The organism is Desulfofarcimen acetoxidans DSM 771 (genome assembly GCF_000024205.1).
Classification (GTDB): Bacteria; Bacillota; Desulfotomaculia; order Desulfotomaculales; family Desulfofarciminaceae; genus Desulfofarcimen; species Desulfofarcimen acetoxidans.
This window is the reverse complement of record NC_013216.1, coordinates 183,995-195,649: the sequence shown is the minus strand read 5'-3', so window position 1 is coordinate 195,649 and position 11,655 is coordinate 183,995. Positions and strand designations below refer to the sequence as shown.

Here is an 11,655-nt window from a genome sequence, read left to right as displayed (position 1 = left end):
GGAAATATAATGTCTCAGATAACACTCACCATAGACGGGCAGCAGGTACAAGCACGGGCAGGGACTACTGTTTTGGAAGCCGCCAGAAAGATCGGCATAAGAATTCCTACTCTCTGCTACCTGAAAGAGGTTAATGAAGCAGGTGCCTGCCGGGTCTGCCTGGTAGAGGTGCAGGGAGCACGCACACTGCAGGCCTCCTGTGTAACCCCCGTGGCTGAGGGTATGGTGGTGAAAACCAATACTCCGGAGGTAAGACAGGCCAGAAAACTCAATCTGGAGCTGATTATGTCCAACCACCCGCAGGAATGCCTGATCTGCCCCCGCAGCACTAATTGCGAACTTCAAGCTGTGGCTGCGGAGCTCGGTCTTAAGGAGCTGCGCTTTGAGGGCACTAACCGGCATTATCAACCGGATAACTCCAGCCCTTCACTGGTCAGGGATCCACGCAAGTGCATTCTCTGTCGCCGCTGTGTCAGTGTCTGCGAGAACATTCAAAAAGTTACCGCCATTGCACCTCAGGAGCGTGGTTTTGATACAGTTATCGCCCCGGCTTTTCTGGCTTCTCTGAGCGACTCTACCTGTGTAAACTGCGGCCAATGCGCTTTGGTCTGTCCGACCGCGGCTATTGTAGAAAAAAATCAGGTGCAAGAGGTCTGGTCTGCCCTGGCTGATCCTGCCAAGCATGTGGTGGTGCAAACTGCTCCGGCCACCAGGATCAGTGTCGGAGAAATATTCGGACTGGAGCCGGGCAGCCTGGTAACAGGTAAAATGGTGGCAGCTTTACGGCGTTTGGGTTTTGATAAGGTTTTTGATACTGACTTTACAGCCGACCTAACTATTATGGAAGAGGGCAGTGAACTAATCAGGCGACTTAACGGGAAAGGAGCACTTCCTCTAATCACTTCCTGCAGTCCGGGCTGGATCAAATTTATAGAGCACCACTACCCGGATTTGCTGCCCCACCTGTCCACATGCAAATCACCTCAGCAAATGTTCGGGGCACTGGCCAAAACCTATTACGCGGAAAAAGCAGGGCTTGACCCGGGCAGTATTTTCGTTGTTTCGATAATGCCCTGTACAGCTAAAAAATATGAGGCGGGTCGGCCGGAAATGAACAGCAGCGGCTATCAGGACGTGGATGTGGTGCTGACCACCAGAGAACTGGGCAAAATGCTCAAGGAGGCAGGCATAGACTTCACGGCCCTGCCGGAGGAAAACTATGATCAGCCGCTGGGCATCTCCACTGGCGCCGGGGTCATCTTCGGAGCTACGGGAGGTGTCATGGAAGCAGCCCTGCGCACCGGTTATGAACTGGTTACCGGAGAAACACTGGCTTCCATTGAATTCAAAGATGTCCGGGGCATGGAAGGTGTTAAGGAAGCGGCCATAGACTTGAAGGGAACTATATTGAATGTTGCTGTGGCTCACGGTTTGGGCAATGCCCGCGAGCTGCTGGAGAAGATTAGGAATGGCGATATTTATCACTTCATTGAAATCATGTGCTGTCCCGGCGGCTGTATCGGCGGAGGCGGCCAGCCTATTCCCACCGACCAAGAAACCAGGCTCAAGCGGGCCGCCGGCATATATAGCACCGACCAGAGCATGCCTTTAAGAAAATCCCATGAAAACCCGGCTGTTCAAAGCCTCTACAAGGAATTTTTAGGCGAGCCTCTGGGACACAAGTCCCATCAATTACTGCATACCGTTTATACAGAGAGAAGCAAGTTTTAGTAATATTCTTTAGGACATGTTTAATCAGTTGCATTAAAAGAGAGAGACTTCTTTAAGAGAAGGTTTCTCTCTTTCCTTTTGCAAATGCAATCATTTTTCCCCTACATCTATAATATATTTATATGCCTGTCAAAAAATTTAAACAAAGCCTTTTCTTAGCCTGTATATATGAACCGGGTGCACTATAAATATCCCGCTTCATAATTTTTGTGGATATCGTTACAACTCTTTTTAAGAAATGTCATCAAGCAAACGGCCGGTAATTTCATGATTCAGCAAAAACCGCCGGAAAGTACTGACAGCCAAGCCTTCTGCTCCGGGTTGATTCCAGGCCAGATAAAGATTGTATTCAAAGGTTAAACCCGGTACAGTAAACACCCCAATGTTATTCCTTGCTATATCATCCCGGACCGTCCAGGAAGATACCAGGCCTATGCCAAGCCCCGCCCGCACAGCATTTATTATAGACTGGTTGCTGCCAAGTTCAAGAATACCCGCAAACTGTTCAAGAGATAAATTTAGTTCGAGAAACTGCTGCTCCGCTACTTGACGAGAGCCGGAACCGGTTTCCCTGATCACCAGGGATTCTCTGAGCAAATCATTCGGCTTAACTTCGGCGCCATTCCAAGGATGCCAGGTTGGCGCAATAAATGCCAGGTGATCGCGCAACCAGGGTTGACCTTCAACACCGTCGATTTGCACCGGAATACTCAAAATCCCCATTACCACATCCCGTTCCTTGAGCCAGCGGTTCACTTGAGAACTGCCCCCTACCTGCAGGCTTATCTTAACACCCGGGTATTGTTCCCGAAAGGCTCCTATCAGCCGGGGCAGCAGAATTTCACCGGCTGCCGGACAGGCTCCCAATTGGAGATGACCGGTTTTTAAGTTTCTCAAATCATCCAGGCTGGCCCGGATCTTATGATACTGCCGCACCATTTGCATAGCCACGGGGTAAAGCAGCCTCCCTGCCTCTGTAAGCGCAACCTTTTTTTCACTTCGTTCAAAAAGATTGATTTGCAGGTCTTCCTCCAGTGATTTAATTTGAAAACTAACTGCCGGCTGGCTCATCATTAAATGAACAGCGGCCTTAGTAAAATTTTTATGTCTAGCTACCTGGAGAAAGGCTTCCAGTTGTTTAATATTCACAGATAATCACCACTTTTCATACTATCTTTATATTATATATCATATATGCGGCAACGTCAGCAACAGCTTCGCCGGTCCGGCTTAATAATAAAAGAAGCCGCAGGCGGCTTACCTGCAGCTTCTGATTTAAAAAATATGAATCTAATGCGCAATCTCTTTGACCCGGGGTTCCTCAGAAAGAATATTGAAATTCTCCACAATAAACAGGTAAGCCAGAACACCGGCAGATATCAGGCCAATACTGACTGCCCACTCAATAAAGGAAGGAAAGTAGCTGCCGCCCATGTAACGGGACATACCGGTAAAGACAACATTCATACGGTTAATGATTACCCCGGCTACCACCAGCAAGCTGAAGGCAAGCAACCCTCCCTTTGTGGAGCGCAACCCGGGGGTGAAACATATAATAAGAGGAATTATAATACCGGCCAGCATTTCCAGCAAGAACATATACCCTTCGAAATTTCCGGCCAAGACCAGTCCCGCCTTATGGCGATAAAACAAATCAGCAATTTTCAAAATAAGATAAACCAGCATAACTGAACCGGAGACTTTGACCAGGCTTTGCAAAACAGAGGTTTCAACCTGGTGACCGTGCGCTTTACCGGCCAGAGTGGTTTCCACCACCACCATAGCCGGACCCACGAAAAAGGAAGACATCAGGAAAAAAAGAGGCAGCAGCATAGACCACCAGAGGGGATATAATTTACCAACCTCAATAACATACAGGGAACCCAGCGATGACTGGTGCAGGGTGGGCAAAACAATACCAACGATAAAAAGTACCGGCATTATTTTTTTGAAAAAACCGTGCCAGGAGCGGCCCACTTTCTCTGTCGCGATTTCACCAAATTCCAGCGTTTGAATCAAAGTATATATCGAAACACACCAGAACACTTCAAATAAGACACTGTGGTAGCCCCAGGAAACAAAGGGAGCCCAGAAATTAAACCAGCGCCCGATATCTAAAAAGAGGCCGCCCATAACCAGCAGGTAACCTATTAGAGACGTTAACATAGCACTTCTGACAATCGGTTTAAATTTATTTATTCTTAGTACATGCACAAGCAGGCAAGTGCTGTAACCACCTCCGGCCAGTGCCACACCAGTTAAAACGTCAAAGCCTATCCATAACCCCCAGGGCCACCGGTCATTTAAGTTGGTAGCACTGCCCAGGCCAAAAACCAGGCGATAAACCGCCAGGACTACGGCCAGAAGAGACAGGCACAGCAGCACTGCTCTGACCGGAGTCATTCTAAAATGCCATTTCTTCTGCATATAATTTTCCTCCTCAAATTCCGGTCATCGTTTCTCTCTCTTTTTTTCCTTAGTTTCCCCGGCAATTTCCTTCCTGCGCCGGTTGTACGCATACAAGCCGGTTAAGACCGCCCCCCAGCCCAGGGCAACCGCAGGGGTAAGCTTTAAAATACTGTAAGTATAATCGGGAAGCGGCCTGCTGGTAACACCGGTTCTGAAACCCAGAGCCGCAAAATCTGTGTCTGATATATAAAGCCACGAAGTACCGCCGGCTTCCTTTTCACCGTAAATATGCTTAATATAATTGCTGTTGCTGCTTAAACACCGGCGGGCCTCCTGCAGCAGCAGGCTTCGCTCACCGTATTTCAGTGCTCCTGTAGGACAGGCGGCCACACAGGCCGGACTCTCACCATTTTCAATCCTTTCCGGACACATCTGGCACTTGTGTACCTGAGGAAAGACCTTGTCCCATTCATATTTAGGGATCTCAAAGGGACAGGCCAGCATACAATAGCGACAGCCGACACATAGTGAGGCCCGATAGATGACCGGTCCTTGTTCCGTTTTGACAATAGCCCTGGCGAAACAGGCTGAGGCGCAGGCCGGTTCTTCACAATGCAGGCACTGCTGTTTAGTAAAGCGCCAGACCTTTTCCCGTTCCTTTGGCACCTGGTGCAGGCGCACCACGGTCCAGTTTTCTGCGGAAGTTTCCGCTTTTTCTCCGTTAACAGGCTTACTCTGATCCCACTTCAGGCTATTCCATAGTTTACAGGCAACGGCACAACTCCCGCACCCAACACACTTAGTAATATCAACTAAAACACTTTTTGCCACTTTTTCACCCCCTAAACCTCTTTAAACTGCACCAGACTTTAACGGGCTGAAACATTTACCCCGTGATATATATTCAGTATGCAGCAGCCTCTCAGCCAGTTCACTCATCGGATGCTCCAGAAATTTCTGGTAGATGGTTAAAATATCCGGGTTTTCATGACTTTCCCTCATAACCATTTTGGCATCGGCATTATACAAACTGGCAATCCTTTTTAAACGAATTTCATCAGAAGGCGGCACTGCAGTACGCGGCTGTCCGCCCCCGCTCTGACAGCCGCCCGGACAGCACATAAACTCCACAAAATGCCAGGGGGCGTTACCCTTGCGAGTGGCCTCCAGTATTTCCCGCGCATTGCCCATGCCATGACAAACGGCAACCCTGATCCGGCCCACACCCGGTATTTCTACCGCGGCTTCTTTCACACCCGCCAGGCCCCGCACCGGTGTCAGTTGAAGAAGCCCGGAAGGAGGCGGACTTTGAGTAATAAAGAAATAAGCTGTCCTTACCGCGGCTTCCATTACCCCGCCGGTAGCTCCGAAAATAACAGCCCCGCCGGTAGACTTTCCCATCAGCGGATCATAGTTCTCCGCCGGCAGTTTGGTCAGATCAATATTATGTTTTTTAAGCAGACGGGACAACTCCCTGGTAGTAAGAACCGAGTCCACATCCCGGTAACCGCTGTCCTTCATTTCCGACCGATTGGCTTCAAATTTTTTAGCTGTACAAGGCATAATAGCTACTGAAAATATATTTTTAGGGTTTAACCCCTTTTCTTTGGCAAAATAAGTTTTAACCAGCGCCCCGAGCATCTGCTGCGGGGACTTGCAGGTAGATAAATTTAAAAAGAGATCCGGGTAGAAGTATTCGCAAAACTTAATCCAGCCAGGACAGCAGGAAGTAAACTGGGGCAAAGGCTTTTTCAAGTCCCCCTTGACACGCCTGATCAGTTCGGTGGCTTCTTCCATAATGGTCAAATCGGCTGTGAAATTGGTATCAAAAATCACATCAAAACCCAGTCTTCTTAAAGCGGCTACCTGCTGCCCCATTACCCAGGCACCTGGCTCCAAACCGAATTCCTCGCCCAAAGCCACCCTGGTAGCCGGGGCTGTCTGGACAACCACCACCTTACCCGGATCCTGTATTGCCTCCCATACCTTTTCACTATCGTCGCACTCGCTAATCGCCCCGGTGGGACACCAGAGAGCACACTGTCCGCAGTTAACACAAACAATGTCATTAACCAGCGGCAACGCATAATGACCGTAAACGGTTTGTGTGTTTTTACAGACTTCCAAACACTGACCGCACAGAATACATTTCCGGTCATCACGGGCTATTGACGGGTTGTCCGGACTGACCGGCACCCTTCCCCGCACCTGAGCCGGCCAGGCACCGGCTACCTGATACTGCTGCGGCATCCATCCTTTCCCTCCGGCGAATTCCTGTTGGCCTTCACCGCATCCGGCAAGACTTAGCGATAAACCGGTCAGGCCCAAGCCCCCCATCATTTTAAGAAATGACCGTCTGGTAATTTCTTTTTCTAAACTAAACCGGTCATCCATTTCATTCCTCCTCCTTTATACCTTAAAGATTTACTTGTTTTAGATATCGGGCTTACAACTGCCGGCAAAATATTTATAATTCTGCTGCTATCAGCTCTTTCTCCCTCCGCCCAAGCTTGCGGGCTGCTTTCCAATCCACCAGTTTAACAATTAACGCACTCAGTTCATATAGTAAATACATTGGTGCGGCCATAAGCAAGACAGAAAAAATATCAGGAGAAGCTATTAGTGCCGAGGCAGCTACGATAGAAACCAGAAGAGCTATTTTACGTCCCTTAACCATAACCCGGTAGTTGATAAGCCTTAACTTGGCCAAAAAGAAGGAGGCCAGGGGCATTTCAAAAATCAGTCCGAAAGGCAAAAGAAAATTCACAGTAAAGGATATATATTTACCGATACTCAGCATAGGATCCAATTCAGGCCCGCCAAAGTGAAGCAGTATTTTAACGCATAAATCAAAGACTACCAGAAATCCGAACAACAACCCCGTTACAAAAAGCAGGAAAGATAAAAATATAAACAGTGTAAAATAGATTTTTTCTATTTTGCGCAAAGCCGGCACAAGAAAACTCCAAACCTGCCAGAGGGTAACGGGCAAAGCAGTTATAAATCCTAGAAAGAAAGCCAGCTTAATCTTGGTCATGATTGCTTCGGTAACCCCGATATAAACCAACCTATGGTTGGAAAAGGTTACAGGTGAGAGTAAGAGATTCAAAACTTGCTCGACATAAAACCAGCTGACCAGGGTCATAACAAGGGTGGCTATAATAGACACTATCAGCACCTTTCGCAGTTCCTCCAGGTGTTGGACTACGGTTAGCTCTTTGTCCTCTGATATCTTCACTACCTCCTCTCCGGCAGCTAACTAAACTGTTGACTATTTAGAATCACTGGATTTAGCAATAGCGACAACATTGGAACTCTTCTCCTCCTGTTGAGCCAGTTCCGTCTTATTTTCATTTGTTTCATCAGAAGCAGCCTTTTTTATTTCCCGAATACCTTTTCCGATAGCCTTACCCACTTCGGGCAGTTTACCGGGACCGAAAATAATCAACACCACTACCAGAATAAGAATCAGATGAGTTGGTTGAAAGAGTCCGCCAAACATGATTTCCCCTCCTTTTTAAATATAGACTCATATTTAGTTGTGCTATAAACAAATTTTTTTAATAATTACCGCCTACAATAAACATTAATTATCGTAATCAATAAATATATCTTATTACAAGAATAGTATATTTTTAACCTGAAATCAATATTAATTCGACAAAAAATTTAATGAATTTTAAAAAATATAATAAAAGTAATTAAATTCTCATCCTTACAAAAGAAAGGCAGATCAGAATATTCCCAAGTCACCCTTTTAGTCATTGCCGCAAATACAATCTTATTAAATGCGCAAGGCGCATAAGGATGCAACTATCAGGCACCAACAATAACGTGACAGACATATAAAATCATTATTGACAATCCTGTTTAACGTTGTTAGATTTATATTGAAGTTTAATGGAGTTAAACCTCAGGAGGAAAAATGTTGTGCTTGATTATAGATTAGGAGCTATGGAGACGAAGTTCGCAGAACTTATGTGGCATAGTGAGCCGATTTCTTCCGGCGATTTAGTAAAACTCTGCGAGAAAGAGTTAGGATGGAAAAAATCCACTACCTACACAATGTTGCGTCGCCTGTGCCAGCGGAATATTTTTCAAAACAAAGATGGTGTTGTGTCGTCCATTCTGTCTAAACAAGAATTTAAGGCTTTGCAAAGTGAAAAATTTATTGAAGAAACCTTTGACGGATCGCTTCCTCAATTTTTAGCCGCGTTTACTATGCGAAAGAAGCTGTCAAAAAAAGAGAGCGACGAGCTGCAAAAGCTCATCAATCAAAGCAGGGGGTAAAGCGTATGTTTGATAGGGTCTTTTTGCAAATACTTAACATGAGTTTTAACGCAAGCCTCGTTATCATATTTGTGCTAATTGCGAGATTGCTGCTTAAAAAAGCTCCTAAGATATTTTCCTATGTATTATGGAGCATAGTTCTGTTTCATCTTGTTTGTCCTATCTCATTTAAAGGTGTATGGAGTTTGCTTCCAGTCAATCCGAACCCGATTTCGACGGATATAATTTATTCTCAAAATCCGAAGATTACCACAGGATTGGACGTTATTGACAATACGATAAACGCTGTTCTGCCAGCACCGGCAACACTAGGTGCGAGTATAAACCCTTTGCAGATATGGATATTTTTTGGTGAAATCATTTGGCTTATTGGTATTGCTGCGCTCATTCTTTACAGTGTTGCTACGCTTATGTTGTTGCACAAAAAACTTATTGGAATACATCCGAATATCTTTCTGCCATCCACACTCTCGAAACGGAAACAAAACTATATCGTACTACACGAACAGACACATATCCGACGTTTTGACCATATTGTGAAAATCGCCGGGTTTCTTATCCTAGCAATTCATTGGTTTAATCCGTTTGTCTGGGTCGCACTTATCCTTTGCAATAGGGATATGGAAATGTCCTTGTGACGAAAAGGCATAAACTAAGAAACGGCCCAAATAACCGCAAGCAGAAATGAAAAAGAAGCAAAAAGAAATTGTTCGGAATATGGACGGTTCTGGGGAAAAAGTATGATAGAAAAGGCGAAGGCTATTCAGGAAACCGTACAGATGCATGAAAGAACGAAAAATACGCATAGTTTGACAAGATAAGGTGAGCATTAGGATAGACGAAAACTCAAAGAAAATGTAAAATACCCATCCATGTAAATGCATCGTGGGTATTGTTGCGTAAACCAGTGATAAATGTTAGGACCTAAAAAAGCATTAATTGTTTTTTTCGTACATGGTCAGCATTTTTATGAATTCAAAGACAAGCCTTTGGTTATTTGGCGTTAAGTTTTTAAATTGTTTGAGTATTTTCGGCGGAAATGCGGCAGAAGAAAAATTTTGTTCCACAGCGGTAGCTTGCCGGCGCAGGAAAAAATCCGGTGATTTATGCTGGTAACCAGTTGCACCAGCTACAGGGGATGAATTCGTATTACCGTAAACGAGCCAATCCAGAGAAACATGATATTGTTGGGCTATATTTATTAAAACTTCCAGACTTGGTACGGTGATACCCTGCTCAATGTTACCAATATAGCTTCGGCTGACACCGATTGCTTTGGCAAGTTCCTTTTGAGTATTCTTGCCCCGTATTTCTGCAACTCGTTTGCCGAGCTCTTGCGTTGAAAAAGATAATTCCGACATAAATTTATGGCTCCTTGAATGACAAAATAGGTGCAAACTTATTTTGCATGACACAAATAACATCTGGAAGTATTGACGCGATGTTATTTGTGTCATATAATTGATCGCGTAAAGAATTATTTAATGTATGAATATTGACGAAAAAACCATGATAGGCATAAATGTGGACTGATCTGAAAAAGACGACAAAATAACTACCGCATGAATACTTGCCTTTCAGAAAAAAGCAAGTACTCATGCAGGTGTATATAAATACAAGTCTGGTCTCAAAAAGGTAATAATATTCTAATTTTATTATAGCCTATCCACTGGCGGCCGTAAATGTGTAAAAGCCCATTGCCGAAGGGACGTCATAAGAGTCAATGTTATGCTTATTGCATATGGTATTTTAGGTATAGAATGTCAACGGCTGCAGAGCAAATATTAGATACGGGAAACAAGATATGGATTATTTCTTTTCCGGAAGAAAAAAAGAAAAGACTTTGCAGGGCAGTATATATACTGTTTTCAAAAGATTTCCGGATGGAGAAGTTCTTATCATGACTGATATCAAAGGGCATATTCCCTGTAACACTAGTTTAGACCTTCCCAACTCTAGATAATTTTTTACATGAAATAACATTAATTCATAATTAAGTTTATTTATGACTAAGAAAATTTACTTAGTAAGTTAAGCTGACCACATTAGGCGATAACTGCTTAATATATGCTTGTACACGTTTTTCGTACAAGCGTATATTTTTTTATAATTTACTTAAGCCTTCAGCACCATTCTCTTGACAGCACTTTAAAAAACCCCTCACGGTTGTCGGTGTAACTCCTACTATTCTAAGAAATTTCATAACGTATATAAAATGCTTTTAAATAAAGAGCCTACTGTGTACCGCTGTATCGCGTTTTGGCAGCCGCCATAAGGCTATCCCCCCCACCCGGTGGAAATGAGGGCAAAATTGGCGGCTTTATGCAAGATGTCCTGCACCCAAAAACGCAGATCCTAAATATGGCTTTTTGCCCTCAATGGCGGGGTGAAGCATGGGGTCGAAAACCATACAGGTTAAAGGCGGGTGCACCTTTAGGCGCCCCCCGCCGGTTTACAGCGACCGGCAATGCCGACCGCTTATAGATTTGAACCGCCAGCAGCCAGTTTCCTTAGGTGGCTGTGGTTGGCTAAAAAGCCGATAAATTTCAAGCTTATTAAGGTGTTTGTTAAGGTTCATTGCTGGCCCGATAGGAATACTATTCTTCGCATAGTTTTTCAGGGAAGTATTTGTTGTATTTACATCAAATTATTTCTTCATTCTGATTAATATGCCTCAATATTTTTGGAAGCCAATCTAAGTTTGAATCATATAGCTTTTTGTTGCTCTCCCAGGTTACAATAAATGATTCAGTATCTTCATTCCATTTATTGTAACTTGCTTTGAAGTATTTCATGAATTCATTCATTCCACCTAATAGTGCATGTTCCTCATGAGAAATTATTATACCCCACTTGCCTTGAGGCGAATATATAGCATTCTCTAATACTATTGGTAGCTCATAGTATTGATTTAATTGAATTTGATTTTCCACTACCCAATGTTTACATTGATATTTTCTATCTGATTCACCTGCTGTAAAACAGTCCGATTCTGATTCTACCTCAGATATATATATTTCGCTATCTCCTACAATGTTTGCGGCATTTAATAGTGCTTCAAACTGTTCTGGAGTAAGGTAATATCCATCTGTTGGATAGATTATCAGCCTTTCAACGACGGCATCATTAAATACTTCATGAAACGGATCTATTCCTTTAAATACTTTTAGAAATTCGGTTTTCAATTTTAGTTTCTGACTTTCATTAGTTATTTCCCGTATCATC

Annotated in this window: 11 protein-coding genes; 3 read left to right on the top strand and 8 right to left on the bottom strand. The window is 44.3% G+C overall.

The window, feature by feature from the left end; all coding sequences use genetic code 11:
* Positions 1-9 precede the first annotated feature (9 nt).
* A complete protein-coding gene (locus tag DTOX_RS00870) occupies positions 10-1,731 on the top strand; it encodes an NADH-dependent [FeFe] hydrogenase, group A6 (RefSeq protein WP_012813579.1) in 1,722 nt (573 codons plus the stop codon).
* Positions 1,732-1,962: 231 nt separating this feature from the next.
* Here DTOX_RS00870 and DTOX_RS00865 read toward each other — a convergent pair whose 3' ends face one another.
* From DTOX_RS00865 to DTOX_RS00840, 6 genes are all read right to left on the bottom strand, one after another.
* On the bottom strand, positions 1,963-2,880 hold the full coding sequence (locus tag DTOX_RS00865) for a LysR family transcriptional regulator (RefSeq protein WP_012813578.1): 918 nt from the start codon (positions 2,878-2,880) through the stop codon (positions 1,963-1,965).
* 141 nt (positions 2,881-3,021) lie between these two features.
* Positions 3,022-4,158, bottom strand: a complete 1,137-nt coding sequence (nrfD, locus tag DTOX_RS00860; RefSeq protein ID WP_012813577.1) for an NrfD/PsrC family molybdoenzyme membrane anchor subunit — start codon at positions 4,156-4,158, stop codon at positions 3,022-3,024.
* Between the two features lie 24 nt (positions 4,159-4,182).
* The gene (locus DTOX_RS00855; protein WP_012813576.1) at positions 4,183-4,971 is read right to left on the bottom strand and encodes a 4Fe-4S dicluster domain-containing protein; all 789 of its coding nucleotides are present in this window, start codon (positions 4,969-4,971) and stop codon (positions 4,183-4,185) included.
* Positions 4,972-4,992: 21 nt separating this feature from the next.
* The gene (locus DTOX_RS00850) at positions 4,993-6,534 is read right to left on the bottom strand and encodes a [FeFe] hydrogenase, group A (protein WP_012813575.1); all 1,542 of its coding nucleotides are present in this window, start codon (positions 6,532-6,534) and stop codon (positions 4,993-4,995) included.
* 73 nt (positions 6,535-6,607) lie between these two features.
* A complete protein-coding gene (tatC, locus tag DTOX_RS00845) occupies positions 6,608-7,378 on the bottom strand; it encodes a twin-arginine translocase subunit TatC (protein WP_012813574.1) in 771 nt (256 codons plus the stop codon).
* A 33-nt stretch (positions 7,379-7,411) separates the two neighbouring features.
* The gene (locus DTOX_RS00840; protein ID WP_012813573.1) at positions 7,412-7,642 is read right to left on the bottom strand and encodes a Sec-independent protein translocase subunit TatA/TatB; all 231 of its coding nucleotides are present in this window, start codon (positions 7,640-7,642) and stop codon (positions 7,412-7,414) included.
* Between the two features lie 428 nt (positions 7,643-8,070).
* Here DTOX_RS00840 and DTOX_RS00835 point away from each other — a divergent pair, with 428 nt between their 5' ends.
* Positions 8,071-8,430 (top strand): BlaI/MecI/CopY family transcriptional regulator, encoded by a 360-nt coding sequence (locus DTOX_RS00835; protein WP_012813572.1) that lies wholly within the window; start codon positions 8,071-8,073, stop codon positions 8,428-8,430.
* A gap of 5 nt (positions 8,431-8,435) precedes the next feature.
* Positions 8,436-9,068, top strand: coding sequence for a M56 family metallopeptidase (locus tag DTOX_RS00830; protein WP_012813571.1), 633 nt, complete (start codon positions 8,436-8,438; stop codon positions 9,066-9,068).
* 297 nt (positions 9,069-9,365) lie between these two features.
* Here DTOX_RS00830 and DTOX_RS21165 read toward each other — a convergent pair whose 3' ends face one another.
* Complete coding sequence (locus DTOX_RS21165; RefSeq protein WP_012813570.1) at positions 9,366-9,791, bottom strand: helix-turn-helix domain-containing protein; 426 nt, start codon at positions 9,789-9,791, stop codon at positions 9,366-9,368.
* Positions 9,792-11,072: 1,281 nt separating this feature from the next.
* On the bottom strand, positions 11,073-11,654 hold the full coding sequence (locus tag DTOX_RS00815; RefSeq protein ID WP_012813568.1) for a hypothetical protein: 582 nt from the start codon (positions 11,652-11,654) through the stop codon (positions 11,073-11,075).
* Position 11,655 lies beyond the last annotated feature (1 nt).

What these genes read in the sequence shown, in the direction of transcription:
- DTOX_RS00870 (WP_012813579.1), top strand. Translation starts at nt 10, where the DNA reads ATGTCTCAGATAACACTCACCATAGACGGGCAGCAGGTACAAGCACGG.
- nrfD (WP_012813577.1), bottom strand. Translation starts at nt 4,158, where the DNA reads ATGCAGAAGAAATGGCATTTTAGAATGACTCCGGTCAGAGCAGTGCTG.
- DTOX_RS00850 (WP_012813575.1), bottom strand. Translation starts at nt 6,534, where the DNA reads ATGGATGACCGGTTTAGTTTAGAAAAAGAAATTACCAGACGGTCATTT.
- DTOX_RS00840 (WP_012813573.1), bottom strand. Translation starts at nt 7,642, where the DNA reads ATGTTTGGCGGACTCTTTCAACCAACTCATCTGATTCTTATTCTGGTA.
- DTOX_RS00830 (WP_012813571.1), top strand. Translation starts at nt 8,436, where the DNA reads ATGTTTGATAGGGTCTTTTTGCAAATACTTAACATGAGTTTTAACGCA.
- DTOX_RS21165 (WP_012813570.1), bottom strand. Translation starts at nt 9,791, where the DNA reads ATGTCGGAATTATCTTTTTCAACGCAAGAGCTCGGCAAACGAGTTGCA.
- DTOX_RS00815 (WP_012813568.1), bottom strand. Translation starts at nt 11,654, where the DNA reads ATGATACGGGAAATAACTAATGAAAGTCAGAAACTAAAATTGAAAACC.